The following is a 26397-nucleotide window of genomic DNA, read 5'->3' as shown; positions in this document are numbered from 1 at the left end:
CTCTTGTTTCTTACGCAATTCCGGACGGAAAACCGCTTCTCACTTTTCCTGGAACTGCTTTTCCGGCGCAAGGCCGAGCTCGGCCTCTATGGCTTTGATGCCGATCGCCGCCAATTCGCCAGGCGAGAACATCTCGCCGGCCAGGCAGCCTTCGATCCAGAGCCCGTCGATGATCGCGTTGATGGCGATGGCATGGTGGCGCAGCTCGCCTGCGTCCGGCTTGCGCCGTTCGGCGGCCAGCACTTCGGCCACGACCGCTTCCACCTCGTTGCGAAAGCCGAGATAGCCTTCGCGGTGAGCGCGGGCGAGCGTCGGATCGGCGCCGGCGCGGCCGATAAAGGTTGCCCAGAGCGAAAACACCCGTTGGTCGATGATCGGCGCGTTGAGATTGGCGGTGACGAAAGCGGCAAGTCGCTGGCGCGGCGAGGCGTCTTCCATGAGCAACGCCGCTTTCGCCTGCTCGGTCATGCGGTCCATCAATGCCGCATAGGCCTCCTGCAGCAAATCCGCCTTGCCGGGGAAATAGTGGCGGATCAGCCCGGCGGTGACGCCGGCGCGCAAGGCGATGGTGCGCAGGGTGGCGCCCTCGAGGCCATGTTCCGCCACGCTGTCCAGGGTCGCGTCGATCAAGTCCTGCCGCCGCCGCTCCTCGCCCTCGCGGCGGAACTTGCGGCGCGCATTCATTGGCGCAGGATTGGCCGCGTCAGGCATGTCGGGCCGCCTTCGCAGGCGATGCAGAGTGCATCCGCCTCGAAGGTTTCGACCGCGCAGCCGGCGGCTTCCATCGCGGCTTTGGTCTTGGGAAAGCCGGCCACGGCAATGACCTTCAACGGGCTGGTCGGCAGCACATTCAGACTGAGACCGTTCGAGGCGGCGAACTCTTGCGCATCGCCTTCGACCAGGCGGATGCCGCGCGCCTTCAGCATCTGGTAGAACGGGGCTGGCAGAAGCGGCGAATAGACCAGCGCGAGGTCGTCGGCCAGCGGGCTGATCATCGACATCAGATGCAGGCACGCCTCTTCGCCCTGCCACAGCGGCAGGTCGAAGCCATAGACGGAAATGCCGAGCGGCGTCAGCAGGTTGGCGACCTGCTGGATGCCTTCCTGGTTGGTGCGAACACCGCGCCCGATCGCCAGCGTGCGGGAATCCACCCATACACAGTCGCCGCCTTCGACCTGGCCGGGCGCCTCGACGCGGCCAAGGACCGGAATGCCAAGCCTTCTGTAGGTCTCCTCATGTAGCGAAGGCTCTTTGGCGCGCAACGGCTTGCCCATCGACAGGATCAGCGCGCCGCGATCGGTCATCAGCGACGGGTCATGCGTGAACACCGAATCCGCGAGACCGTCGGCCTTGTCGTCGATCCACTCGATTTCGGCGCCGGAAGTGGACACCAGCTCGGCAAGGAGCGCATGCTGCATTGCCGCTTTCGCCGGGTCGAAACCCGGGCCATAGTGCCAGGCGGCCCTATCGGCGCCGCGCATGGCGTTGGCCGCCGAACGCATCAGCACGCGCCGCAACGGCGCCGCCATGGACTGTGATCCGAAAGCGCTCATCGATGCCCTTCTAAGATGAAAAAAAGCGGAAAAATTTCATGAAAGGCTATTTATACACTTGCACAACAACGCCGCAAGTGCCGTAATGAGCGGGATTGACGGGCTCGCGCTGTCGGGTCCATGCTGAAGTCTGGAGCGGGCAGTACAGCGTATGTTGATTAGCCGGATGGACGTTCGACGACCTGCCTTCGACCATAGAGAGGTCGCCCGGTGAGCGTGGCGGACGCTGCCCCAATCCAATCCGGCAAGGCGCAAAGCGCCGCCGCCGAAGCCATCCACGTCGAGAACCTGCATAAGAAATTCGGCCAGCTGCACGTGCTGAAGGGCGTTTCGCTGTCGGCGCGCGACGGCGAGGTAGTCGCCGTCATCGGCGGCTCCGGCTCCGGCAAGTCGACGCTGTTGCGCTGCATCAACTGCCTCGAAAACCCGACCAGCGGCATCATCCGGGTCAATGGCGAGGAGATCAAGCTCAAGGCCGACAGCCACGGCCATACCGTTCCGGCCGACCGCCGGCAGATCGAGCGGATCCGCTCGCGGCTCGGCATGGTGTTCCAGAATTTCAACCTGTGGAGCCACATGACGCTGATCGAGAACGTCATCGAAGTTCCGGTGCATGTGCTGGGCGTGAAGCGCGACGAAGCGATCGCCCAGGCCGAGAAACTGCTTGCCCGCGTCGGGTTGGCGGAGAAGCGGGACGTCTATCCGGCCTTCCTGTCCGGCGGTCAGCAGCAACGCGCCGCGATCGCCCGGGCGCTGGCGATCAATCCCCGCGTCATGCTGTTCGACGAGCCGACGTCGGCGCTCGATCCGGAACTTGTCGGCGAAGTGCTGAAGGTGATCGGCGACCTGGCGCGCGAGGGGCGCACCATGGTGCTGGTGACGCATGAAATGAAGTTCGCCCGCGAGGTCGCGACGCATGTCGTCTACCTCTACAACGGGCTGGTCGAGGAGGAAGGTCCGCCGGAACAATTGTTCGGCGCGCCCAAATCCGAAAGGCTCAAACAATTCCTCCGCAATGTCGGCTAGGGGCCGGCATCAAGCGGAGCGAAAAACCGGGAACAACAACAAACTGGGAGTCCTGACATGAAGACTGTTCTCAAGACCTTCGCCGCCGCGCTGCTTCTCGGCGTCGCGGCGATGGGTGGCGTGGCCAAGGCCGAGCAGGTGAAGATCGGCGTCGCCGCCGAACCCTACCCGCCCTTCACCTCGCCCGACGCCAGCGGCAAATGGGTTGGCTGGGAAATCGAGTTCATCGACGCCGTCTGCGCCGAAGAGAAGCTCGACTGCGTCATCACGCCGGTCGCCTGGGACGGCATCATTCCGGCGCTGACCACCAAGAAAATCGACCTTATCGTCTCCTCGATGTCGATCACCGCCGAGCGCGAGAAGACGATCGACTTCTCGGACAAGTACTACAACACCCCGACCGCGATCATCGGACCAAAGGACCAGAAGTTCGGCGCCGCGCCGGACGATCTCAAGGGCAAGGTTATCGGCGTGCAGGTCTCGACTGTGCATGCCGTCTACGCCAAGAAGCATTTCACCGGCGCGCAGGAAATCAAGGAATACCAGACCCAGGACGAAGCCAACAACGATCTGGCCGCCGGCCGTCTCGACGCGGTGCAGGCCGATTCCATCGCGCTCGGCGAATTCCTGAAATCCGACCAGGGCAAGGCCTGCTGCGACCTGAAGGGCATGGTGGCCCCGGACGACGAAGTGCTTGGACCGGGCGTCGGCGCCGGCGTGCGCAAGGAAGACACCGCGCTCAAGGAAAAGATCAATGCCGGCATCAAGGCGATCCGCTCCAACGGCAAATATGACGAGATCTCGAAGAAATATTTCGACTTCGACATCTATGGCGGCGCGACGCAGTCGAACTGAACCCTCTCGCAAATGAGTGAGGGCATGGCGTCCGCGCCATGCCCGATCCTTGCCACGCACGCCTGCCGCTGACCTTGGCTTCAGTGGCTTGCCAGCAATCCGGGGGCGAAGCTGATCGACGCCTTTCTTCCGGCCTCCGCGGCCGGCATTTTCGAACTCCTGTCACCCGTGGCGCCCGGCTGGGGCGGCACGCTGCTGGTCGGGTTGCTGCATTCGCTCGAGATCGCCATCGGCGCCACCTGCCTCGGCCTGCTGATCGGCACCGCCGGCGCCTTTGGCAAGCTCTATGGCGGTCCGGTGACGCGCGATCTGCTGGCAGTCTACACCACGGTGGTCCGCGCGGTGCCGGAACTGGTGCTGATCCTGCTGCTCTATTATGCCGGCACCGACCTCATCAACCAGGTGCTGGCGGCTATGGGCTATAGCCGTGTCGACATCAGCGGGCTGGCGGCCGGCATTTTCGTGCTGGGTTTCGTCCAGGGCGCCTATTCGACCGAAGTCATCCGCGGCGCCATCCTCGCCATCCCGCAAGGCCAGATCGAGGCCGCCCGCGCCTACGGCATGCCGCCAGGCCTGATGCTGCGACGCATCACGCTGCCGGCGATGCTGCCTTTCGCCATCCCCGGCCTCGCCAATCTGTGGCTGATCGCCACCAAGGACACGGCGTTGCTCGCCGTCGTCGGCTTCTTCGAACTGACACTGGCGACGCGCCAGGCAGCCGGTGTCACCAAGGCCTATCTGCTCTTCTACGTCGCCGCCGGCGTGCTTTACCTGGCAGTGACACTCTTCTCCAACCTGCTCATCGGCCGGGTCGAGACCTGGTCGCGGCGCGGCATGCCCTCCGTCAAGGAGGCGCGCTGATGTCGGCCGAAGCCACCGCGATCAACATGGCGGCGCGCGCCTCGATCTGGCTGAAGCCGCACCGCATCATGCTCATCCTGATCGCCTTGGGGCTGGTCCTCTGCGCCGCCTTCTTCATGCGTTGGGACTGGCTGCCGCAATATTGGGAAATGGGCCTGATGGGCATCTGGCGGGCGCTGTGGATCCTGGCCGTCACCTGCGCGCTGGGCTTCGCGCTGGCCGTGCCGCTCGGGCTCGCCCAGGCCGGCGGACCGATCTGGTTCTCGGCACCGGCCAAGGTCTTCTGCACCATCATTCGGGGAACGCCGCTGCTCCTGCAGCTCTGGCTGCTCTATTACGGCCTCGGCTCGATCTTCCCGCAATATCCGTGGATCCGCCAATCGTGGCTCTGGCCGTATCTCAGGCAGGCCTGGCCCTATGCCGTCGTGGCGCTGACCTTCTCCTTCGCCGGCTATGAGGGCGAAGTGATGCGCGGCGCCTTCGCCGGCGTGCCGCGCGGACAGCTGGAGGCCGCCCGCGCCTTCGGCATGAGCCGCTGGAAGATCTTCCGCCGCATCTGGCTGCCGCAGGCCTTCTACCGGGCGCTGCCGACGCTGACCGGCGAAACGGTGCTGCAGTTGAAGTCGACACCGCTGGTGGCGACGATCAGCGTCATCGACATCTTCGCCGTATCCTCCAAGGTGCGCCAGGACACCTACCTGACCTATGAGCCTTTGCTGCTTCTGGCGCTGATCTATATGACGATCACCGGCATCCTGGTCTTCGTGTTCAGCCGGATCGAGGCGCGGATTCCGGTGAAGATCGGATAAGTGAGTAGTGAATAGTGAGTGGTGAGTAGTGGGCCGGTTGCTGGTTTTACCCTACTGACTACTCCCTACTTCCTACTCACTCAGGAGCAGCCCTGATGCAACTCACTCTCGACCAGGCAACAGGCCTATGCCGGATGGCGGCGCTCGGCGCGGGCGCCAATGAGGAGGCGGCGCAGTCGCTGACCGCTTCGATCATCGCAGCCGAAGCCGAGGGCCTGTCGACCGTCGGCCTGTCGCATTTCATCGACTATCTTGAGGCGCTCGAAGCCGGCCGCATCGACGGCAATGCCGATCCGGTGATCACAAGGCCGGCGCTCGCGGTCTATCTTTCCGATGCGCGCGGCGGGCTTGCCCATACCGGCTTCGACCGCACGATCGACGACCTGGTCAAGGCGGCGAAATTGTTCGGCGTCTCGATCTTCTCGCAGAAGAACGCCTATACATGCGGCGCGCTCGGCTATTTCACCGGGCGGCTGGCCGAGCAGGGGCTGGTCTCCTTCGCCGCCACCAACGGGCCGGCCGTGCTTGCCGGCTCGGGCTCGATCAAGCCGGTCTATTGCACCAATCCGATGTCCTTCGCCTCGCCCGCCGCCGACGGGCCGCCGCTGGTCATCGACCAGTCGTCGAGCGCCACCGCCTTCGTCAACATCCGCAAGGCGGCCGAGGACGGCAAGAAAATCCCCGAGGGCTGGGCGCTGGATGCCAGCGGCAATCCGACCACCGATCCGGCGGCGGCGATGAAGGGGGCGATGCTCGCCTTCGGCGGCCAGCGCGGCGCCAACATCGCCTTGATGGTCGAGGTGCTGGCCGCCGGCATTTCCGGCGCGAACTGGTCGCTTGATGCGCCCTGGTTCACCGGCGGACCTGACAGCCCCGGCACCGGCCTTTTTGTTCTGGCCATCGAGCCCAAGCTGCTCGATCCGGATTTCGAGCAGCGCATGAAGGACCAGCTCGACCGGCTGCGGCGGCGCTATGGCGTGCACATCCCCGGACGCTCGCGCGCCGAGGCCGCGGAGAAGGCAAAGGCGCGCGGCATCACCACGTCCAGGGCGGTCGTGCAGCGCATCTCCGAGTTTGCCGAGCGCTATTCGGCCTGATTTTTCCAACGCTATTGAACCTTTTCCCGACCTGACGCGACACATTCGCGGCACCCCTCGCCGCGAGCCGCCTGGTTGGCTGTTCGGCTCGCGGCTGGCGGCGCCGCGCCGGGCGTTCAGGGCGGGGGCGGGCGTGCTTGCTTCACGCCACCTTGATACCGTCTCAGGTCAGGCCGCCTCGTTGGACCCTGTTTCGGCGTGGAACTGCCCGGAAAACCCCGCTTCTGAACTGACCCCCGAAAGTTGGACACAACCTTCGGGGGTTTTGCATGTCCAAACACAGTTCGCGTTTCAAGCGCTCGGTTGTCGATAGCTATTTGTGCGGGAATGAAAGCTACGCGAGTGCTGGGTCGAAGCGTGGAGTTGACGCGGCGACTGTCCGCAAGTGGGTTGGCCTGTACCAGGCGCATGGCGATGCCGGGCTGTCTGGCAAATACGGTCGTTACGACGCGGCGTTCAAGCTGTGCGTGCTCGAGCGGATGTGGAAGGAAGGCCTGTCGTATCGCCGGACGGCGGCGCTGTTCAATATCCGCAATGCCGGTTGCCTGGCGGGCTGGGAGAAGCGCTATCATGCTGGCGGGATAGAGGCGCTCGGCCCACGTCCCAGAGGACGCCCCATGTCGAAGCCGCCGGCCCCCGCAGTGCCTGTTGCAGCCAGTGACGAGGCCAAAAGCCGTGAAGAACTGCTGGCCGAACTGAAGCAGCTGCGGATGGAGAACGCCTACCTAAAAAAACTGAAGGCCTTAACGCAGGAACACGCGCCCAAAAAGCGCAAGCCGTCCAGGCGTTAAGGCCGTTGCATCCGCTTAAGGGCCTGCTCGAACTGGCGAAGCTGCCGCGCAGCACGTTCTATTACGGGCAAAAGGCAGCTTCGCGCCCAGACCGCCATGCGGCGCTGAAGGAGGCGATCAAGGCCATCTTCGACAGCCACAAGGGCCGCTATGGCTATCGCCGGGTGACCGCGCAACTGCGCCAGTTGGGTCAACGCGTCAATCACAAGACGGTCCAGAGCCTGATGGCCGGGATGGGCTTGAAGTCGCTGGTCAGGCCGAAGAAGTATCGTTCCTACAGGGGCGAGGTTGGGCGGACCGCTCCCGATCTCTTGCAGCGCAAGTTCAACGCGGAGCGCGCCAACCGCAAATGGGTGACCGACGTGACGGAGTTCAGCGTGGCCGGCGACAAGCTCTACCTGTCACCCATCATGGACCTCTACAATGGCGAGATCCTCGCGTTCGAAACCTCACGAAGGCCGCTGTTCAAGCTGGTGGACAATATGCTGACCAAAGCCCTTGCCCGGCTCGATGAGGACGAACGGCCGATCCTGCATTCCGATCAGGGATGGCAATACCAGATGCCGGCATTCCAGCGCAGGCTGGAAGCCAGAGGCCTTGCTCAGAGCATGTCACGCAAAGGCAATTGCCTCGACAACGCACCGATGGAGAGCTTCTTCGCCACCCTCAAGTCCGAACTCTTCCATCCGGAAAGGTTCGAAACCGTCCAAAGTCTCGATACGGCCATCATGCGCTACATCGACTATTACAACCACCGCCGCATCAAACTGAAACTGAAAGGGCTGAGCCCTGTGCAATACAGGACACAGCCCTTAAATCCACCAGCTCAATGAACCGTCCAACTTTATGGGGTCAGTTCATTCGGCGGGGTTTTCTGTTTTCTCCAAACGCGGCGGAGCGGCATTCCGGGCAAGTTCAAAAACGGGGCGATGGCGACCTCCGGTCGCTCTTTGCCTTTGGCGAGAAACGGATTAAGAAACGGCTTCAGCCAAGCATTCGCGCGGAGCCAGTCATGACCGAAATCCTGCAGACCCCCAAGCTCGTCGTCGTTTTCGGCGGCTCGGGCTTCGTCGGTCGCCATGTCGTCCGCGCCCTTGCCAAGCGCGGCTACCGCATCCGGGTCGCCTGCCGGCGGCCCGACCTTGCCGGCCACGTGCAGCCGCTCGGCAATGTCGGCCAGATCCAGCCGGTGCAGGCCAATGTGCGCGTGCGCTGGTCGGTCGACCGCGCCGTGCAGGGCGCCGACCATGTCGTCAACCTGGTCGCCATCCTGCATCAGACCGGCCGCCAGAAATTCGGCGCCGTGCACGATTTCGGCGCGCGCGCCGTTGCCGAGGCCGCACGATCGGTCGGCGCCGGCCTCACCCACATTTCGGCGCTCGGCGCCGATTTGAATTCCCCATCCGACTATGCCCGCACCAAGGCGCTCGGCGAGAAGGCAGTGTTCGATACGATTGCGGACGCCGTCATCTTCCGCCCGTCGATCAATTTCGGGCCGGAGGACAGCTTCTTTAACCGCTTCGCCGGCATGGCGCGCTTCTCGCCTGTGCTGCCGCTGATTGGCGGCGGACAGACAAAATTCCAGCCGGTGTATGTCGGCGACGTCGCCGAGGCGATCGCGCGCTCGGTCGACGGCAAGATCAAGGGCGGCCAGATCTATGAGCTCGGCGGTCCGCAGGTGCTGACATTCAAGGAATGCATGGAGGAGATGCTTGCCGTGATCGACCGCAGGCGGCTTCTGGTGCCTGTGCCGTGGTGGGTGGCGAACCTGCAGGCATCGATCCTTCAGTTGCTGCCCAATCCGTTGCTGACCAAGGACCAGGTGCTGCAGTTGCGCGCGCACAACGTCGTTTCGGACGAAGCCGCCAAGGCCGCCAGGACGCTTACCGGCCTGGGCATCCAGCCACAGGCAATCGCCACCATCCTGCCCAGCTATCTCTGGCGCTTCCGCGCCGCCGGCCAGTTCCAGCAGCGCCGGCCGATCGCCGAACGCTAGAGCGTTTCACCGATTCAGAGAAACGGCGAAACGCTCTATCTCTCATTTTTTGACGCAATTCCGGACGGAAAACCGCTTCACACTTTTCCTGGAATTGCTCTGATCAGCCGCGACGCGAGACCTGCATCGGCAGGCCGCCCTGCGGCTGCGTGGTGAGCTTTTGCACCGGCCATGGCTTGGTGTCGGAGGTCACGTCGAAGCGGAAGCGCGACAAAAGGATCGCCAGCGCGATGATCGCCTCCTGCATGGCGAAGCTCGCGCCGATGCAGACGCGCGGGCCGGCGCCGAAGGGCAGGTACTGGAAGCGGTCGATCTTGTCGCGGTTTTCCGGGTGGAAGCGCTCGGGCATGAAGGCGTTCGGCCTGTCCCAGAGTTTTCTGTGGCGGTGCACGACCCAAGGCATCACCAGCACGGCGGCGTATTTCGGAATGTAGAGGCCGTTCCAGGTCTCCGACTCGATCGGCTCGCGGTTGATCGAAGGCGCCGGCGGATAGAGCCTGAGCGCCTCCTCGAAAGCGGCGCGGGTGAGCGGCATGGCCTCCAGCCACTTGGTCGGATCGGGCTCGCGCGCCAGCACGGCGTCGATCTCCTGCTCGACCTTGTCGCGCTCCCAGGGCGCCTCGGCCAGGCAATAGATCGTCCAGCCCAGCGCCCGTGCCGTCGTCTCATGACCGGCGCCGATGAACGTGATGATGTTGTCCTCGACTTCCGCGCGCGTCAGCCCGTCCGGTCCCTCGGCGCGCAGCAGAAGGGTGAGAAAATCCTGCGGCACGCCATCGGAGTCGCGCTTCATCCGTTCTTCGCGCATCCTCACCGTGCCGGCGACGATGTTGCGGAAATAGGCCATGGTCTTGCGTCCGCGAATGCGGGTCAGGCGCGGCAGCCATTCGGGCGCGCGCAACAGGTCGAGCGGGTCGACGCGGCCCATGGTCTCGAACAGGCGGTCGATCTCCTTGGCGAAGCTGCCCGGCTCGCCGGCGATCTCGCCGGAAAACAGCGTCTCGGCCAGGATGTCATAGGTGAGCAGCGTCATGTCATGCGCGACATCGGTCGTGCCGCCCGCTTCATAGCGGGTGACGAATTCCAGCGTGCGCTTCAGCATCGGCGCCGCGAAACCGAAGATGTGGCGCGGCGTGAAAACCGGCGCCATCGCCTTGCGCGAGCGTCTCCAGACCTCGCCCTCGGCAGTCAGCAGCCCATCGCGCAGGATCGGGCGCAGGATCAGCTGGCGCACGGTCGCCATCTTGTAGTTCCTGGCGTTGTCGATCAGCACATGGCGGATGAGGCCGGGATCGTTGGCGACGATCAGATGTCCGCCGACACCATTCGCCGAAACCCAGGGTTCGTTGTAGGTGTGCTCGCCCCACAATTCGAGCGGGTTGCGGTAGACGATGCGCATCATCTCCAGCGTCGAAGGCGGCTCAGTGCGCGGCTTGGGCGCCGGCGGCACGAAGGGGGCGGGCTTGGTGTCCATGATGCATGCTCCGCTGACAGCGGTGAATGTAGTGCCCGACAAGGCCGGCGTCCATGTGACCGGACGGCAGCGCACGATCCGCCGCATCGCCGGAATGTGAGCGACATCAGCCGATAGCTGCTTGCTGCCGGTGGCAAGCTGCGTTAGTCACCAATGGATACCGCCAAGCAAGGAGCCCTCCCGTGAAGCATCGGTTGAACATCATCATCGGCAGCACACGGCCGGGACGCGCCGGCCCGATCTTCGGCGAATGGCTGGAAGGATTCGCGCGCGAGCACGGCAAGTTCGAGCCGGCGCTGACCGACATCGCCGCGTTCAGCCTGCCGATGCTCGACGAACCGCACCATCCGCGCCTGCGCAAGTACGAGAACGACCATACCAAGGCGTGGTCGGAGGCGATCGACGCCGCCGACGCCTTCGTGTTCGTGGCGCCGGAGTACAACTACTTCGTGGCGCCCGCGATCGTGAACGCCATCGACTACCTGCTCCATGAATGGCGCTACAAGCCGGCGGCGATCTTCAGCTATGGCGGCGTGTCCGGCGGATTGCGCGCCGCGCAATCGCTGAAGCCGCTGCTCACCTCGGTCGGCGTCATGCCGATCCCGGAAGGCGTGGCGCTGCCCGCTTATGCGAGCCTGCTCGATGAGAAGCGCGCCTATCATCCGAGCGAACAGGTGCTGGGCGGCGCTAAGGCAATGCTGGACGAACTGTTCCGCTGGAGCGAGGCGCTCAAGACGCTGCGTGCGGCCGAATAGGTACAAGAGCTTCCCAGGAAGGCAACTATCAGGCTGCGCTTAGGCGCGGCCTTTTGCGTCTCATCGACCCTTTCCAGCCGAACGCCGGGACCGTATCAGCCCGAGGCGTGGAAACGCCTTGCCGCCAAGCCGGCAAAATGCCCGCAAACCTTGGAAAATCCGCCATTTGCGCCTATATCTAGGACATCAAAACGGCGCGATTCGCGGCCATTTTTCCGCGCCGGACCAGCGACATCAATCAGACAGGTTTTCATGAGCGATCAGACCGAAAGCGCCAACGGCGCGGAAGCCGAGTACGGCGCCGATTCCATCAAGGTTTTGAAGGGGTTGGACGCGGTGCGCAAGCGGCCGGGCATGTATATCGGCGACACCGACGACGGCTCGGGCCTGCATCACATGGTCTATGAGGTGGTGGACAACGCCATCGACGAGGCGCTGGCCGGCCATGCCGACCTCGTTTCGGTGACCCTCAACCCCGACGGTTCCGTCACCGTCATCGACAATGGCCGCGGGATTCCCACCGATATCCACCCCTCGGAGGGTGTTTCGGCGGCCGAAGTGATCATGACGCAGCTGCATGCCGGCGGCAAATTCGACCAGAACTCCTACAAGGTTTCGGGCGGCCTGCATGGCGTCGGCGTCTCGGTGGTCAACGCGCTTTCGGCCTGGCTCAAGCTCAAGATCCGCCGCAACGGCGAGATCTTCGAGATGAGCTTCACGCATGGCAATGCCGACGCGCCGTTGAAGGTGACCGGCAGCTATGTGCAGGACAAGCAGCCCGGCACTTATGAAGGCCGCAGCGGCAGCGAGATCACCTTCTTCCCGTCGGCCGAGACCTTCACCATGGTTGAGTTCGATTACAACACGCTGGAGCACCGGCTGCGCGAGCTCGCCTTCCTCAATTCCGGCGTGCGCATCGTGCTGACCGACGCGCGCCATGCCGACCTCGTGCGCCATGAGCTGCATTATGACGGCGGCCTGGAGGAGTTCGTCAAATATCTCGACCGGGTGAAGAAGCCGCTGATCGAGGCGCCAATCGCCATCCGCGCCGAGCGCGACGGCATCACCGTCGAAGTGGCGATGTGGTGGAACGACAGCTACCACGAGAATGTGCTGGCTTTCACCAACAACATCCCGCAGCGCGACGGCGGCACGCATCTGGCCGGCTTCCGCGCGGCGCTGACCAGGCAGATCACCGGTTATGGCGAGGCCTCCGGCCAGACCAAGAAGGAAAAGGTCTCGCTCACCGGCGACGACTGCCGCGAAGGCCTGACCGCTGTTCTCTCAGTCAAGGTGCCGGACCCGAAATTCTCCTCGCAGACCAAGGACAAGCTGGTCTCGTCCGAGGTTCGCCCGGTGGTGGAGAGCCTGGTCAACGAGGCGCTGGGCACCTGGCTGGAAGAGCATCCGAGCGAAGGCAGGGTCGTGGTCGAGAAGGTGATCCAGGCGGCTGCGGCGCGCGAAGCCGCGCGCAAGGCGCGCGACATCACGCGCAAGAGCACGCTCGGCGTCACCTCGCTACCCGGCAAGCTCGCCGACTGCCAGGAGCGCGATCCGGCCAAGTCGGAAATCTTCATCGTCGAGGGTGACTCCGCAGGCGGCTCGGCCAAGGGCGGCCGCTCGCGCCAGAACCAGGCGATCCTGCCGCTGCGCGGCAAGATCCTGAATGTGGAGCGCGCGCGCTTCGACCGCATGCTCTCCTCCGAGATGATTGGCACGCTGATCACCGCGCTCGGCACCTCGATCGGCAAGGACGAGTTCAACGCCGACAAGCTGCGCTATCACAAGATCATCCTGATGACGGACGCCGACGTCGACGGCGCCCATATCCGCACGCTGCTGCTCACCTTCTTCTTCCGGCAGATGCCGGAGCTGATCGAGCGCGGCCATCTCTATATTGCCCAGCCGCCGCTCTACAAAGTTACGCGGGGAAAAAGCTCGCAATATCTCAAGGACGAAAGCGCCTATGAGGAATATCTGATCGAGTCCGGGCTGGACGAGGCGTCGCTGGTGCTCGCTTCCGGCGAGGTCCGCACCGGACAGGACCTGCGCGCCTCCATCGACGACGCGCTGGCGGTGCGGCAGCTGATCAACGGGCTGCACACGCGCTACAACCGCAGCGTCGTCGAGCAGGCAGCGATCGCCGGCGCGCTCAATGCCGACGTGCTTGGCGATCTCGGCCGCGCCAACGCCATGGCCGAGCGCGTCGCGCAGCGGCTCGACATGATCGCCGAGGAGACCGAGCGCGGCTGGTCCGGACGGCTGTCGACCTCCAATGACGGTTCGGGCGGCTATGTCTTCGAGCGCACCGTGCGCGGTGTGAAGGATGTGGTGCAGCTCGACGCCGGGCTGATCGCTTCGGCCGATGCGCGCCAGCTCGACCGCTATGCGCCGCGGCTTTCGGAAGTCTATGGCGAGCAGCCGGCGCTGCGCCGCAAGGAGAACTCCGAGCTTGTTTCGGGGCCGCTGGCGCTGCTCAACGCGGTGTTCGCTTCAGGGCGCAAGGGCCTCACCATGCAGCGCTATAAGGGTCTCGGCGAGATGAATGCGGAACAGCTCTGGGAAACCACGCTGGATCCGAATGTGCGCTCGCTGCTGCAGGTCAAGGTCAATGACGCGACCGACGCCGACTCGCTGTTCTCGCGCCTGATGGGCGACGAGGTGGAGCCGCGGCGCGAGTTCATCCAGGACAATGCGTTGTCAGTGGCCAATCTGGATATCTGAGCGCAACTACACACTCAAAAAGCAAGGCCCGGCGTTTGCCGGGCCTTGCTTTTTGAAGTCTGCAATCAAGCTCAGTGATCCATGGCCTTGACGATTTCCTCGGTCATCTTCTTGGCGTCGCCGAGCAGCATCATGGTGCCGTCCTTGTAGAACAGCGTGTTGTCGATGCCGGCATAGCCGGAGCCGAGCGAGCGCTTGACGAAGAGGCAGGTGCGGGCCTTGTCGACGTCAAGGATCGGCATGCCGTAGATCGGCGAGGACTTGTCGTCGCGCGCGGACGGGTTGGTGACGTCGTTGGCGCCAATGACATAGGCGACGTCGGCCTGCGCGAATTCGGAGTTGATATCCTCCAGCTCGAACACCTCGTCATAGGGCACGTTGGCCTCGGCCAAGAGCACGTTCATGTGGCCGGGCATGCGGCCGGCGACCGGGTGGATGGCGTATTTGACCTCGACGCCGTTGGCCTTGAGCTTGTCGGCCATTTCGCGCAACGCGTGCTGCGCCTGGGCGACCGCCATGCCGTAGCCGGGCACGATGATGACCTTTTGCGCGTTCATCATCAGGTAAGCGGCGTCGTCGGCCGAGCCCTGCTTGACGGTGCGCTCGATGCCGTCATCGGCAACGGCCGCCGTCTCGCCGCCGAAGCCGCCAAGGATGACCGAAATGAAGCTCCGGTTCATGCCCTTGCACATGATGTAGGACAGGATGGCGCCGGACGAGCCGACCAGCGCGCCGGTGATGATCAACGCCAAATTGCCGAGGGTGAAGCCAAGCGCTGCCGCCGCCCAACCGGAATAGGAGTTCAGCATCGACACAACGACCGGCATGTCGGCGCCGCCGATCGGGATGATCAGGAGCACGCCGAGCACCAGCGAGGCGGCGACGATCAGCCAGAAGACGAGCTTCGATTCGGTGGCGACCAGAAGCACGATCAACACCACCAGGGCGACGCCGAGCGCGATGTTGATCAAGTGGCGTCCGCCGATCATGATCGGCTTGCCGGACATGCGGCCGTCGAGCTTGAGGAAGGCGATGACCGAGCCGGTGAAGGTGATGGCGCCGATTGCCACACCGAGGCTCATCTCGACCAGCGCCTGGGCGTGGATGTCGCCCGCCGTGCCGATGCCGAAGCTTTCCGGCGCGTAGATGGCGGCGGCGGCCACCATGACGGCGGCGAAGCCGACGAGCGAGTGGAAGGCGGCGACCAGTTGCGGCATCGAGGTCATGGCGATACGACGCGCGGTGACGGCGCCGATGCCGCCGCCGATGGCGAGGCCGAGCACGATCAGGCCGAAGCGGCCGGCCGATGGAGTCGCCAGCGCCAGGGTGGTCGCGATGGCGATGCCCATGCCGATCATGCCGTAGAGATTGCCCTGGCGGCTGGTGGTCGGGTGCGAGAGCCCGCGCAGCGCCAGGATGAACAGGATGCCGGAGACGAGATAGAGGAAGGAAGCGAGATTGACGGTCACGTCACTTTTCCTTCTTCTTGTACATGGCGAGCATGCGCTGGGTGACCAGGAAGCCGCCGAAGATGTTGACCGAGACCAGCACCAGGGCGACGAAGCCGAAGCCCGCGGCGAGGCCGGAAGCGGCAATGCCGACGGCAAGCAGCGCGCCGACGACGATGACCGAGGAGATGGCGTTGGTGACGGCCATCAGCGGCGTGTGCAGCGCTGGCGTCACCGACCACACGACATAGTAGCCGACGAAGATCGCCAGCACGAAGATGGCGAAACGGAAGACGAAGGGATCGATGGCGCCGCCCGAAAGCGCGTGCGCGGCGTTGCCCGCAGCCTCGGCGCCGGCAGGCGCGTTGGCAAGATCCTGCACCGCCAGCCGCACGGCGGCGGTCGCCTGGTCGAGTTGTTCGAGGGCTTTCTGCAAGGCGTCCATCACGCGGTCCCCTTAGGCTTGGCTGCGGCCTTCTTCCTTGCCGCCGGCTTCGCGTCGGCGGCTTCGGCGACCATGGTCGTCGCCGGAACGGCCGCCGGCTCGGTGCGCGGCTCTTCCGCCGCCTTAGCGAAGTTCGGGTGCACGACCTTGCCGCCGTCGGTCAGCATCGTCGCCTTGACCAACTCGTCGTCGCGCTTGATGGCAAGCTGCTTCGTCGCCTTGTCGACCATCGTCTCGAGGAAGGCGTAGAGGTTCTTGGCGTAGAGCAGCGAGGCCGAGGCCGCGACGCGGCCCGGCATGTTGAGATGGCCGACGATCTTGACGCCGTTTTCGGTCGTCACGACCTTGCCGGGCATCGCGCCCTCGACATTGCCGCCGCGCTCGACGGCGAGGTCGACGATCACCGAACCCGGCTTCATCGAGGCGACCATGGCGGCCGAGACCAACTTCGGCGCGGGGCGGCCGGGGATCAGCGCCGTGGTGATGACGATGTCCTGCTTGGCGATGTGCTCCGCCGTCAGCGCCGCCTGCTTGGCCTGGTATTCCTTCGACATTTCCTTGGCGTAGCCGCCGGCCGTCTCGGCCGCCTTGAACTCTTCGTCCTCGACCGCCAGGAACTTCGCGCCAAGCGACTGCACCTGCTCCTTCACCGCCGGGCGAACGTCGGTGGCGGTGACCACGGCGCCAAGGCGGCGCGCGGTGGCGATCGCCTGCAGGCCGGCGACGCCAACGCCCATGATGAAGGTTTTCGCAGCCGGCACGGTGCCAGCGGCGGTCATCATCATCGGCAATGCGCGATCATATTCGGCGGCCGCGTCGATCACCGCCTGGTAGCCGGCGAGATTGGCCTGCGAGGACAGCACGTCCATCACCTGCGCGCGGGTGATGCGCGGCATGAATTCCATGGAGAAAGCGGAGATGCCGGCCCTGGCCATGGCGGCCACCGCGGCATCGTTGCCATAGGGGTCCATGATGGCGATGACGGCGGCGCCGGACTTGTAGCCTTTCAGCTCGGCGTCGGTCGGCCGGCGCACTTTCAGCACGACGTCGGCCTTCGACGCGTCGGCAGTCTTGCCGATCGCGGCACCCACGGCAGCAAAATCCTGGTCGGGGATGCGGGAGCCGAGGCCGGCGCCCTTCTCGACGATCACGTCGAAGCCGAGACCAGCCAGACGTTTGACCGTTTCCGGCGAGGCCGCGACGCGCGGCTCGCTCGGGTCAAGCTCACGAGGGATGAACACTATTTGTCCCACCGGGCGATCCTTTCGGCTGGAACCTTGATTACGCAAGGCGTCGGCCGGACGTCCGGCGACGTCGAGGGCGATGGGCTTGGGAAGTCTACCGCAGAATAAGCGTGCCGATGGCCGTGATCAGGATGAACACGATGAGGCCCGAGAAGAAGCCGCCGACGAAGAAGCCAAAGGCCATGGCAATGAGGATGGCGGCGCAGATCAGCGAGCCGTATTTGGCAAGGCCTAGGAAGGCCTTGTAGGTGCGATCGTGCTCGGCATAGTCCATCTGCGCGCCAAGCTCGACCGGACCGGCGGGCGTGTGATCAGCCATGGAAGTACCCCTTCGAAAAAGCCTTTGAGGCACATAGCGAAAAGCCGAACCAAGAGCAATGGCGCTATTGCCGCACAACCTGCGACAACAGCCTCAAATGAAAGTTGAAATTGAACGGCGTGCCGTTGCCCGCGCGGCAAGGGGGACTTCAACCGGCGAGTTGGGGAAAAAGGCCGAGCAGGCCGACGACGATCAGGTACAGCGCGACGATGTAGTTGAGGAGCCGCGGCATCACCAGGATCAGCACGCCGGCGATCAGCGAGATCAGCGGCGTCAGCGCGAATGAATGGATGGTCATGTCGCAATCCTTTCATTTGACAGGCGATCGCCAGTCAGACGGCTGCGGAGCTTGTCGTGATGCAATTTCGGCCGGAAAACCGCTCACACTTTCCTGGAATTGTTTGCTAACGCCGCAGCCGGCAGAAGGTTCACGACCCGCATTCAGGCGGCGGCGCGATAGTATTTAGCCGTCGGCACAATGGACAGGGGCGTCAGCCGGTTGATGGCCGGATTGCCGAACATCAGCCGCTGCTCCATGGGCGTCGATCTGAAGAACGGCAACCGGTCGAGTATCCGGTGGAAATTCTCTTCATTGCCGGAAATTTCGAACAATGCGAGCGGAGGAATAACGCCCGGAAACGCCTTGCCCTCGGTCATCTGCTTTGCGCTGAAGAAGCGGGAATAGAAAGCGGAATGCTCCAACTTGATCGGGATAAACATCCCGGTCTGGCGGAAATAACAGTAGGCCACCATGCAAATCCTGAGCGTCAGGAAAGGCAGGACTCCCGGCGCCGGGGCGAGGTCCGGATCGGTTGCGAACCGGGTTCCGTCGATGAAAGTCTCTCCGCGGGCAAGCCGCTCAGACAATATTTCCGGATAGGCGTCGACGGAGGGCGAGTAGGGATGCTCGCGGGTGATGTAGTGCAGCCGCAATGTGCTTACCAGGTGGCCGTCGAAATAGACGCCGAACCTGTAGGAGTTCGGCAGATTGTCCCAGCGGTCCTCGAACATCCCGCCGGCGATCGGGCCACACATACCTGAGCGCCGATAGGAGTTGTAGCGGAGCCGATAGATCGCCTCCAGATCTTCGCCCCCGGTGATGAGACGATACTCAACGTGGTCCAGTAATTGCATCATCGATTGGTTGAGCGCGGAGTCCATCCTCGCGCCGGCTTCCGCCGAAGCACTCTTCCTCGCAGCATCCATTGTCATTCCTCGAATTCCGCCTGCAACTAAGGCTATTCGAGTTGAAATGGGACACAAGCTGAAAATTCGATATTGCTGATTTACCGCTTGTTAACCTTAACGGCCGGCCATTTTCGCAGATTCTCTAAAGCAACAAGGGCAAACTCGACGCCGACGGGCCGTCCAAGACCACCTGCCGGAGATCAGTTGGACCATCCTAAGTTCAAGGTCTGAAGGCGCCGAGGCGCAGCAAGGTCAGGCTTGCCTGAAGGCGGCGGTGATCTCAGCGAAATCGCAGCCCGAATGACACCGCTCCGAACCGAGAGCAGTGTTGGAGTTTGGCCCGAAATCGGTTCAGCTGGCTGTCCTTTTGCCGGCGATATGCAACTCCGCCGCAAATGGCCATGTGACGCTCGACATCGTCTCGATGCCCGACGCGCTGAGCGCGGCGCCGAAGAGAAAACCCTGCACGAAGTCCGGCTTGACCAGATGGATCAGCGTCTTCAGCTGCTCGAAGGTCTCGACCCCTTCGATGGTGACGGAAAGGCCCAGCGTCCGGGACAGGCCGACAATGCCCTTGAGAAGGTCGAGCGACTGCCGGTTCTGGTTTAGATCGACCAGGAACGAGCGGTCGATCTTGATCTTGTCGAGCGGCAACTTGTGCAGATAGCTCAGGCTGGAATAGCCGGTCCCGAAATCGTCAAGCGCAATGCGCACGCCAAGCGCCTTCAAGTCCTCGATCGACTCACGCGTCAGCGACTTGTCGTCGAGCAATGCGGTCTCGGTGACCTCGATCTCGAGCCGGTGCGCCGCCAGGCCCGACTTGGCCAAGGCGTCCCTGACCTTCTGGACGATATCGCGGCTGCGGAAATCCTTGGCCGACAAGTTCACCGACACACTGGTCTGGGCCGGCCATTTGGCGCATTCGGCGCATGCGGCCTCCAGCACGAAGGTGCTGATGTCGGAAACGATGCCCATCTCTTCCGCCAAGGGGATGAAGACGCTGGGCGAGATTGGGCCGAGGTCGGGATGGTCCCAGCGGCAGAGCGCCTCGCAACTGGCGATGCGCATGGTGCTGACGGAGACGATCGGCTGATAGACCACGCGCAAATCCTTGGCCTGCACGGCATTGCGCAAATCCGCCTTCATCAGCTGGCGATTGCGGAAAGCGGCGTCCATGGCCGCCTCGAACAGCCGCCAGCTGTTCTTGCCGAGTTCCTTGGCCTTGTAGAGGGCAAGGTCGGCCTTGACGATCATTGCATCAACCTCGGTGTCCTTGACCTTGGACAGCACCGCGCCGCCGCTGGCCTGGATGCGCAAGCCGTGGCCGGCGACGTCCACCTCGCCCTGCAGATCCGCGAATATCTGGTCGAGCAGGGTGCTGAGATGGCTCTCGTCCTCGACGCGGTCGAAGAAGACCATGAACTCATCGCCGCCGAAGCGGCTGACCGTGATGCCCGGCCCGGCAATGGCCGCGAGACGCTCGGCCACGGCGTAAATCAACCCGTCGCCGACAGGATGACCGAGCGTGTCGTTGACGCTCTTGAAATCATCGAGATCGAGCACCGCCAGACCGCAGAGCCGCTCCTGCTCGCCGGAGGCCATGGCCTCACGGACGAGTTCGTGGAAATAGGCGCGGTTCGGCAAACCGGTCAGATTGTCGTAGCGCGCCATGAAGCGTATCTTTTCCTCCGCCTCGACGCGCGCCGTCACGTCCTCGAAGGTGACGACGCCCAGTTCCTGGCTCCCTTCACGAGCGGAGAATTCGTAGTGCTGGCCGTTTGCGAGCGAGACCAGTACCTTGCGGTCGCGGCCTTCGCGCAAGGCGCGCGTCAGTTGCGCCTCGATGTAGCGGCAGTCTTTCGGAGCCAGCATGCCGCCAGCGACGCCGCGCATCAGGAGGCCGTGGATCGACCGCCCCAGCAGCGCGCCTGGCGATTTCAATGACATCAGATGTGCTGCCTCGGCGTTGGCGACGACCACCTTTCCGTTCGAGTCGAGCATGACAAGGCCGTGCGACATCGTATTTAGCGCCCGGTCGAACCTTTGCGCCAACTCCTTCGCCTGCCGGTGACCGATGACCGCCGAGAACAGAACGTTACGGACATGATCGGCACTGCTGATGGTGACGATTGTCGTCGGAATGATCATCAGCCCGAGGACAAAGTCGGGGACGTCCATGCGCAGGGAGAGCGCAAGTGCTGGCAGCCCAATGAGGGTCACGGAAAAAATCTGCACCATGCGCCTGGAGCCGTAGCTTCGGCCGACAACCGTGAGCAGGGTGGTCAATGCCAACGACACGGACGCCAGTTCGGCGAAGCCATCGGGACGCAGGTAGATCGACACGAAACACAATGACCCCAATGCGAGGCCCTGCGCACTGCCTTTGAGAATGTAACCGCGTTCCCACGCCTCTGCCTTTTCGACAGTGGGTAAAGTGCTGCCGCTCCTTTGGAAGCTGCGGATGCTGAAGTAGCGCCAGAGGTTGACCGACAACAGAAGGAAGGCGAAGCCAAGATACAGCGGATCGTGCGTCCGCAGGTAGATCATCACTCCGAGGATCCAGTAGCATAGGCCGCCGACCACCAGCATGTAGGCGTTGTCGGACAACGCCCGCACAAACTGGATATAAACATCCGCCGGGATGTCTTCGGTCTTTGCTCTGCCCATATCGTTGGCCCAACGCTAAGCCTTGTCATCCCACAACCGCCTTAAGAAAGGCTTAGAACGGCGCTGCATGCCGGTTGCAGGGGGTTGAGACCCGCCGGACAGACCAGGAAATTCAGGGGTTCCAGGCGCTATCAACGCGCCGGCGCGATCACTCCGCCGCCCGAAGCGATGGCTCCGCGGGGGCTTGATTCAAACGCTCGATCAGCCGCGAGCGCTCGCCTACCGCTTTCATGGCGCTAGCCTGCCGGACATGGCCGTAGCCGCGGATCAGCGCCGGTACGGAGGCCAGGGCCGTCGCGGCCTCCACCCTGCCCGGCGCCAGCGCGCCGGCGATAAGGTCGAGATCGGCCTCATACTCTCTCAACGCCTGCCGCTCCATGCGCCGCTCGGCCGTGTAGCCGAAGAGGTCGAACGCGGTCCCACGCAGGCCCTTCATCGCCGCCAGCAGCCGAAAGCCCTTCATCATCCACGGGCCGAAGCTCGATTTCCTTGGGCTACCGTCCTTGCCGCGGCGGCCGAGGATCGGCGGCGCGAGATGGAATTCGAGCTTCTCGTAGCTCTGGAATTGTTTGGCGAGGTCGGCGGCGAAAGTGCCGTCGGTGTAGAGCCGCGCCACCTCATACTCATCCTTGATCGCCATCAGCTTGAAGAGATTCCTGGCGACGGCCTCGGTCACCGCGGTCGAGCCCGGCACGGCCTTGGCTTCAGCGGCGCGCAAGGTCGCCACCCGGTCGGCGTAGCGCCTGGCATAGGCGGCGTTCTGGTAGGCGGTGAGGAAGGCGACGCGGCGGGCGATGACATCGTCCAGCGTCTCGGCCGGTTTCGACGCCGGCTTGCCGGTTTGGGCGACCAGGTCACGCACGAAATCGGGGTGATGCGCGGCACGGCGGCCCCAGCGGAAAGCGGCGATATTCATCGCCACCGCTTCGCCGTTCAATTCTATCGCCTTTTCAACAGCTTGCGCCGAAAGCGGCAGGCCGCCATGCTGGAAGGCGAAGCCGAGCATGAACATGTTGGCGCCGAGCGAATTGCCGAACAAAGCGGTCGCCGTGCGGGTGGCGTCGAAGAAATGCGCCTTGTCGTCGCCGGCAGCCGCCCGGATCGCCTTCTTCAGCCGCTCGACCGGCAGCGAGAAATCGGCGGAGCGGGTGAATTCGCCGGGCATGATCTCGGCGGTGTTGGCGAGGAAGATCGTGTGGCCCTCGCGCACCGCGCCCAGCACCTTCTTGGCGCCGGAGACGACGAGATCGCAGCCGAGCACAAGGTCGGCCTTGCCGGCCGAAACGCGAATGGCGTGGATGTCCTCAGGCGTCGGGGCGATGCGGACATGGGTGAAGACCGAACCGCCCTTCTGGGCGAGGCCCGCCATGTCGATCATGCCGCAACCCTTGCCCTCCAGATGCGCGGCCATGCCGAGCACCGCGCCGACGGTGACGACGCCGGTGCCGCCGACGCCGTCGATGATCGCCGCCCAGCCCTGGTTGCCCATGCGGAATTCGGCCGGCGCTGGCACGCCGTCCAGCGGATCGGCCCTGCCGGCAATGCCTTCGGCCTTCCTGATCTTGCCGCCATGCACGGTGACGAAAGACGGGCAGAAGCCGTTGAGGCAGGAAAAATCCTTGTTGCAGCTCGACTGGTCGATCCGGCGCTTGCGGCCGAATTCGGTCTCGACCGGCTGGATCGAGACGCAGTTCGACTGCACGCCGCAATCGCCGCAGCCTTCGCAGACCAACTCGTTGATGAAGACGCGCTTGTCCGGATCGGGGAAGGCGCCGCGCTTGCGGCGACGGCGCTTTTCGGCGGCGCAGGTCTGATCGTAGAGCAGCACCGAAACGCCTTTCACGTCGCGCAATTCGCGCTGGACAAGGTCGAGATCGTCGCGGTGGTGGATGGTTATGCCGGCCGGGAAATCGGCCTTGCCGGCATATTTGCCGGGCTCGTCGGTGACGACGGCGATGCGGTCGACGCCCTCGGCGCGCACTTGTCTCGCGATCATGTCGACGGTCAGGCCACCCTCATGCGGCTGGCCGCCGGTCATCGCCACGGCATCGTTGTAGAGGATCTTGTAGGTGATGTTGGCATCGGAGGACAGGGCGAAGCGGATCGCCAGCACGCCGGAATGGTTGTAGGTGCCGTCACCGAGATTCTGGAAGATATGATCGCGCCTGGAGAACGGCGCCTGGCCGACCCATTGCGCGCCCTCGCCGCCCATGGCGGTGAAGCCGACGGTGTTCCTGTCCATCCACAGCGCCATGAAATGGCAGCCGATGCCGGCGGCGGCCAGCGAGCCGTCCGGCACCTTGGTCGACGAATTGTGCGGGCAGCCCGAGCAGAAGAAAGGCGTGCGCGAGCCAATATCGAGCGTGTCGGCGAGCATCGCCTGGAACTGGCGCAGCTTCGCCACCCGCGCGGCAATCTCTTCCGACGGGCCGATGGTGCGCAGGATCCGTTCGCCGAGCGCGATGGCGATCTCGTTCGGGTCGAGCGCGCCCTTGGCCGGAAACAGCCAGTCGCCGCGCTCGTCCTTCTTGCCGACGATTACCGGCTGCGTGGGGGTGCCGTAGAGGTTCTCGCGCAGCTGCACCTCGATCAGCGAGCGCTTCTCCTCGACGACGACGATGGTGTCGAGGCCGCGGGCGAACTCGGCGATATGCTGGAAATCGAGCGGCCACGGGCAGCCGACCTTGAACAGGCGGATGCCGATGCGGTTGGCGGCCGCTTCGTCGATGCCGATATCCTCCAGCGCCTGGCGGACGTCGAGATAGCTCTTGCCGATGGTGATGACGCCGAGCTTGGGATTGCGGCCGCCGGAATAGACGATGCGGTTCAGCCCGTTGGCGTGGATGAAGGCGGAAGCGGCGGCGCGCTTATACTCGTGCAGCCGCTCTTCCTGGCCGAGCATGTCGATCTCGTGGCGGATGTTCAGGCCGCCCGGCGGCATGTCGAATTCGGGAATGACGATGCCCAGACGCTCGATCGAGGCATCGACCGAAGCCGTCGATTCGATGTTGTCCTTGACGCATTTGATCGCCGCCCAGGTGCCGGCGAAGCGTGACATGGCAAAGCCGTAAAGGCCGTAGTCGATGATCTCCTGCACGCCGGCCGGGTTGAGGATCGGCACCATGGTGTCGACGAACAGGAACTCGGTGGCATGCGCGTTGGTCGAGGATTCGGCCATGTGGTCGTCGCCCATCAGGGCAAGCACGCCGCCATGCTTCGAGGAACCGGCAAGATTGGCGTGGCGGAAGACGTCGCCGGACCGGTCGACCCCCGGCCCTTTGCCGTACCAGACCGAAAAGACGCCGTCATGCGTGCCTTCGCCAAGCAATTCGGTCTGCTGCGAACCCCAGCAGGCGGTGGCGGCGAGCTCCTCGTTGAGGCCCGGCTGGAAGACGATGTCGGCTTGCGCAAGCTGCTTCTTCGCCCGCCAGAGCTGCATGTCGAGGCCGCCCAAGGGCGAGCCGCGGTAGCCGGAAACGAATCCCGCGGTGTTGAGGCCGGCGCGACGGTCGCGCTCGCGCTGCATCAGAAGCATGCGCACGACGGCCTGCGCGCCGGACAGGAAGACGCGCTCCTTGGCAAGGTCGAACTTGTCGTCGAGCGCGACGTCGTGCAGCGTCATCAGGTACTTCCTCTGCGGAGGCAGCCCAAATCAGGCAGCCAACGTCGGAGTGGGACGCCGCAGTCTTTCGTCCCTTGGCGGTGAGGTCAAACAAAATCGCAGAGGCCAGATAACACGCAACAAACGGTCTGACGAGCAGCAGGCGGCGCACGCAAGATCATGCTAACCGCTTTGTGAGGAACAAAAATTTCGTGATAGGGCGGTTTGCCATTTCACGGAAACGGCGAACCGCGCTATCTTTTTGTTTTTGACGCAATTCCGGACGGAAACTGCTCCACACTTTTCCTAGAATTGCTTTAACGCTGCGCGTTTCAGGTCGCTTTGGAGCAATCCGGCTTCTGAGCATCGGGCAGCTTGCCGTCAGGGTGGCCGGCAAGGTCCGGGTTGAGCTCGTATTTCGGCCCGATCACCAGTGGCCGGTCCGGCAGCATCGTCTGATCCTCGGATGAGGTCATTGTGGTATCGATGCTCTGCAGCAGCGTGCCGTTGGAATCCTCGATGCGGATCGAGACGGAATAAGGTTTGTCCTTGACCACGCAGGTGAGCGGCGGGCTGGTGAGCGTGATGTGCGGCAGCTTCGGCCAGATCTTCTGGTTGACGATGAGCGGATCGCCGCCGGCCGGATTCTGGAAGCTCACCACCGCGACCTGGCCGTCGACCATCGGCCGCAGCGGCTTCAGCGTGATGACGTAGGTGGCGATGGCCAGCCGATAGTTGAACTCGAACAGTTTTCCCGAAATGGCAAAGAGTTGGTCCTTGCCGGTATCGCGGCAGGCGCCGAGCGCGATTGCCGCGACGAGGGTGGCACCGATCAGGGCCGAACGCGAAAATTTTCTAAGCATTGGGAACCTCCCTGGCCGCCGTACGGCGGCGATAATAGCGGTTTGCCTTCTGGCGATTGCCGCAGACAGCCATGTCGCACCACATCCGACTGGCGTTGCGGCTGCGGTCGACGAACAGCCAGCTGCAGTTGGGACAGATCCTCAGCCTCGCCACAGTTTCGTCGCGCAGTAGCGACAGCGCCGAAACGGCCAAAGCCGCCTCGAAGTCGATCGGCGTTTGCGGGTCGCCGAAAGGCTGGCCCGGCGTTCGGATCTCGGTGGCGCTGCCGGACAGCCCGCCGGCGCAGGCCATGAGGAAATCCGGCAGGTGGCTTGTCGCCACCGCGCCATTCGATACGGCATGGCGAAACAGACGATCGGTCGCTTCGCGGATCGATATGACGGTTGGCTTGATCTCGCCCGGCTCCGGCGCCCGCAGCCGCCGGCCGCCGAGCTCGGCAGCGCGAAAGCCGCTCGCCGCCTCGGCGAAGCGGGCGATCTCGGCCGGGTCGTCGAAACGGTCGAAGGACTTTTGTGGATCGTTGCGCAGCACGACGGTGTTCGCCGTGTCGAGCGCAAGGATGCCACCGGTGAAACGGTGCGGGGTCCAGGATACCGTCATGATTGAAATCTAACCGATAAAACGCATTTGACAAGTTAGATTCCGAATGTAACGCTCCATGCAGGTCGCGTCATGCGGCC

At 63.8% G+C, this 26397-nt stretch carries 21 protein-coding genes and 1 pseudogene; 9 read left to right on the top strand and 13 right to left on the bottom strand.

The window, feature by feature from the left end; translation table 11 throughout:
• Positions 1 to 39: 39 nt before the first annotated feature.
• Positions 40 to 711, bottom strand: coding sequence for a TetR family transcriptional regulator C-terminal domain-containing protein (locus tag CK230_RS13250; RefSeq protein ID WP_095817867.1), 672 nt, complete (start codon positions 709 to 711; stop codon positions 40 to 42).
• The gene (locus CK230_RS13245) at positions 681 to 1553 is read right to left on the bottom strand and encodes a dimethylarginine dimethylaminohydrolase family protein (RefSeq protein ID WP_095817616.1); all 873 of its coding nucleotides are present in this window, start codon (positions 1551 to 1553) and stop codon (positions 681 to 683) included. The genes CK230_RS13250 and CK230_RS13245 overlap by 31 nt, the downstream gene beginning before the upstream one ends.
• Positions 1554 to 1763: 210 nt before the next feature.
• On the opposite strand from CK230_RS13245, the gene CK230_RS13240 reads away from it, so the two are divergent.
• The 7 genes and pseudogenes from CK230_RS13240 to CK230_RS13210 all read left to right on the top strand — a co-directional run bounded on the left by CK230_RS13240 (position 1764) and on the right by CK230_RS13210 (position 8988).
• Entirely contained in the window at positions 1764 to 2579 is an 816-nt protein-coding gene (locus tag CK230_RS13240) for an ABC transporter ATP-binding protein (RefSeq protein WP_095817615.1), read from the top strand.
• A 57-nt stretch (positions 2580 to 2636) separates the two neighbouring features.
• Positions 2637 to 3434 (top strand): transporter substrate-binding domain-containing protein, encoded by a 798-nt coding sequence (locus CK230_RS13235; protein WP_095817614.1) that lies wholly within the window; start codon positions 2637 to 2639, stop codon positions 3432 to 3434.
• A gap of 195 nt (positions 3435 to 3629) precedes the next feature.
• Entirely contained in the window at positions 3630 to 4295 is a 666-nt protein-coding gene (locus tag CK230_RS13230) for an ABC transporter permease (RefSeq protein WP_176480097.1), read from the top strand.
• Positions 4295 to 5104, top strand: a complete 810-nt coding sequence (locus CK230_RS13225; protein WP_095817612.1) for an ABC transporter permease — start codon at positions 4295 to 4297, stop codon at positions 5102 to 5104. The genes CK230_RS13230 and CK230_RS13225 overlap by 1 nt, the downstream gene beginning before the upstream one ends.
• A gap of 95 nt (positions 5105 to 5199) precedes the next feature.
• A complete protein-coding gene (locus CK230_RS13220) occupies positions 5200 to 6201 on the top strand; it encodes an Ldh family oxidoreductase (RefSeq protein ID WP_176480087.1) in 1002 nt (333 codons plus the stop codon).
• Positions 6202 to 6470: 269 nt separating this feature from the next.
• Positions 6471 to 7825: pseudogene (locus CK230_RS13215) on the top strand (IS3 family transposase).
• 179 nt (positions 7826 to 8004) lie between these two features.
• A complete protein-coding gene (locus tag CK230_RS13210) occupies positions 8005 to 8988 on the top strand; it encodes a complex I NDUFA9 subunit family protein (protein WP_095817610.1) in 984 nt (327 codons plus the stop codon).
• A 103-nt stretch (positions 8989 to 9091) separates the two neighbouring features.
• Here CK230_RS13210 and CK230_RS13205 read toward each other — a convergent pair whose 3' ends face one another.
• On the bottom strand, positions 9092 to 10462 hold the full coding sequence (locus tag CK230_RS13205; RefSeq protein WP_095817609.1) for a cytochrome P450: 1371 nt from the start codon (positions 10460 to 10462) through the stop codon (positions 9092 to 9094).
• A gap of 182 nt (positions 10463 to 10644) precedes the next feature.
• Between CK230_RS13205 and CK230_RS13200 the strand changes: the two genes are divergently transcribed.
• Both CK230_RS13200 and gyrB read left to right on the top strand, forming a co-directional pair.
• Positions 10645 to 11217: an NADPH-dependent FMN reductase gene (locus CK230_RS13200; protein WP_095817608.1), complete on the top strand. Its 573-nt coding sequence runs from the start codon at positions 10645 to 10647 to the stop codon at positions 11215 to 11217.
• A 252-nt stretch (positions 11218 to 11469) separates the two neighbouring features.
• The gene (gene gyrB, locus CK230_RS13195; protein WP_095817607.1) at positions 11470 to 13941 is read left to right on the top strand and encodes a DNA topoisomerase (ATP-hydrolyzing) subunit B; all 2472 of its coding nucleotides are present in this window, start codon (positions 11470 to 11472) and stop codon (positions 13939 to 13941) included.
• Between the two features lie 71 nt (positions 13942 to 14012).
• Here gyrB and CK230_RS13190 read toward each other — a convergent pair whose 3' ends face one another.
• From CK230_RS13190 to CK230_RS13145, 10 genes are all read right to left on the bottom strand, one after another.
• On the bottom strand, positions 14013 to 15410 hold the full coding sequence (locus CK230_RS13190; RefSeq protein WP_095817606.1) for an NAD(P)(+) transhydrogenase (Re/Si-specific) subunit beta: 1398 nt from the start codon (positions 15408 to 15410) through the stop codon (positions 14013 to 14015).
• Between the two features lies 1 nt (position 15411).
• Positions 15412 to 15834: a proton-translocating transhydrogenase family protein gene (locus CK230_RS13185; RefSeq protein ID WP_095817605.1), complete on the bottom strand. Its 423-nt coding sequence runs from the start codon at positions 15832 to 15834 to the stop codon at positions 15412 to 15414.
• On the bottom strand, positions 15834 to 17087 hold the full coding sequence (locus CK230_RS13180) for a Re/Si-specific NAD(P)(+) transhydrogenase subunit alpha (protein ID WP_095817604.1): 1254 nt from the start codon (positions 17085 to 17087) through the stop codon (positions 15834 to 15836). The genes CK230_RS13185 and CK230_RS13180 overlap by 1 nt, the downstream gene beginning before the upstream one ends.
• An 85-nt stretch (positions 17088 to 17172) precedes the next feature.
• Positions 17173 to 17397, bottom strand: a complete 225-nt coding sequence (locus tag CK230_RS13175) for an aa3-type cytochrome c oxidase subunit IV (protein ID WP_095817603.1) — start codon at positions 17395 to 17397, stop codon at positions 17173 to 17175.
• A gap of 148 nt (positions 17398 to 17545) precedes the next feature.
• Complete coding sequence (locus tag CK230_RS13170; RefSeq protein WP_095817602.1) at positions 17546 to 17695, bottom strand: DUF3096 domain-containing protein; 150 nt, start codon at positions 17693 to 17695, stop codon at positions 17546 to 17548.
• Between the two features lie 143 nt (positions 17696 to 17838).
• Positions 17839 to 18603: an acyl-homoserine-lactone synthase gene (locus tag CK230_RS13165; protein ID WP_095817601.1), complete on the bottom strand. Its 765-nt coding sequence runs from the start codon at positions 18601 to 18603 to the stop codon at positions 17839 to 17841.
• Positions 18604 to 18936: 333 nt separating this feature from the next.
• Positions 18937 to 21252, bottom strand: a complete 2316-nt coding sequence (locus CK230_RS13160) for an EAL domain-containing protein (RefSeq protein ID WP_095817600.1) — start codon at positions 21250 to 21252, stop codon at positions 18937 to 18939.
• Positions 21253 to 21400: 148 nt separating this feature from the next.
• The gene (locus CK230_RS13155; protein WP_095817599.1) at positions 21401 to 24874 is read right to left on the bottom strand and encodes an indolepyruvate ferredoxin oxidoreductase family protein; all 3474 of its coding nucleotides are present in this window, start codon (positions 24872 to 24874) and stop codon (positions 21401 to 21403) included.
• A gap of 311 nt (positions 24875 to 25185) precedes the next feature.
• Entirely contained in the window at positions 25186 to 25716 is a 531-nt protein-coding gene (locus CK230_RS13150; protein ID WP_095817598.1) for a hypothetical protein, read from the bottom strand.
• Positions 25709 to 26317 carry a CGNR zinc finger domain-containing protein gene (locus CK230_RS13145; RefSeq protein ID WP_095817597.1) on the bottom strand — a complete coding sequence of 203 codons (609 nt, stop codon included), beginning with the start codon at positions 26315 to 26317 and terminating at the stop codon, positions 25709 to 25711. The genes CK230_RS13150 and CK230_RS13145 overlap by 8 nt, the downstream gene beginning before the upstream one ends.
• Between the last annotated feature and the right edge of the window lie 80 nt (positions 26318 to 26397).

Origin of the sequence: Mesorhizobium sp. WSM3859 (genome assembly GCF_002295065.1) — a bacterium.
Classification (GTDB): Bacteria; Pseudomonadota; Alphaproteobacteria; order Rhizobiales; family Rhizobiaceae; genus Mesorhizobium.
This window is presented reverse-complemented; position numbering and strand designations above follow the sequence as displayed.

Bases quoted from the DNA above. Each gene is read 5' to 3' on its own strand.
- CK230_RS13170 (WP_095817602.1), bottom strand. From the start codon at position 17,695: ATGACCATCCATTCATTCGCGCTGACGCCGCTGATCTCGCTGATCGCC.
- CK230_RS13205 (WP_095817609.1), bottom strand. From the start codon at position 10,462: ATGGACACCAAGCCCGCCCCCTTCGTGCCGCCGGCGCCCAAGCCGCGC.
- CK230_RS13155 (WP_095817599.1), bottom strand. From the start codon at position 24,874: ATGACGCTGCACGACGTCGCGCTCGACGACAAGTTCGACCTTGCCAAG.
- CK230_RS13175 (WP_095817603.1), bottom strand. From the start codon at position 17,397: ATGGCTGATCACACGCCCGCCGGTCCGGTCGAGCTTGGCGCGCAGATG.
- CK230_RS13225 (WP_095817612.1), top strand. From the start codon at position 4,295: ATGTCGGCCGAAGCCACCGCGATCAACATGGCGGCGCGCGCCTCGATC.
- CK230_RS13145 (WP_095817597.1), bottom strand. From the start codon at position 26,317: ATGACGGTATCCTGGACCCCGCACCGTTTCACCGGTGGCATCCTTGCG.
- CK230_RS13165 (WP_095817601.1), bottom strand. From the start codon at position 18,603: ATGGATGCTGCGAGGAAGAGTGCTTCGGCGGAAGCCGGCGCGAGGATG.
- CK230_RS13235 (WP_095817614.1), top strand. From the start codon at position 2,637: ATGAAGACTGTTCTCAAGACCTTCGCCGCCGCGCTGCTTCTCGGCGTC.
- CK230_RS13150 (WP_095817598.1), bottom strand. From the start codon at position 25,716: ATGCTTAGAAAATTTTCGCGTTCGGCCCTGATCGGTGCCACCCTCGTC.
- CK230_RS13185 (WP_095817605.1), bottom strand. From the start codon at position 15,834: ATGGACGCCTTGCAGAAAGCCCTCGAACAACTCGACCAGGCGACCGCC.
- CK230_RS13160 (WP_095817600.1), bottom strand. From the start codon at position 21,252: ATGGGCAGAGCAAAGACCGAAGACATCCCGGCGGATGTTTATATCCAG.
- CK230_RS13210 (WP_095817610.1), top strand. From the start codon at position 8,005: ATGACCGAAATCCTGCAGACCCCCAAGCTCGTCGTCGTTTTCGGCGGC.
- CK230_RS13245 (WP_095817616.1), bottom strand. From the start codon at position 1,553: ATGAGCGCTTTCGGATCACAGTCCATGGCGGCGCCGTTGCGGCGCGTG.
- gyrB (WP_095817607.1), top strand. From the start codon at position 11,470: ATGAGCGATCAGACCGAAAGCGCCAACGGCGCGGAAGCCGAGTACGGC.
- CK230_RS13250 (WP_095817867.1), bottom strand. From the start codon at position 711: ATGCCTGACGCGGCCAATCCTGCGCCAATGAATGCGCGCCGCAAGTTC.
- CK230_RS13220 (WP_176480087.1), top strand. From the start codon at position 5,200: ATGCAACTCACTCTCGACCAGGCAACAGGCCTATGCCGGATGGCGGCG.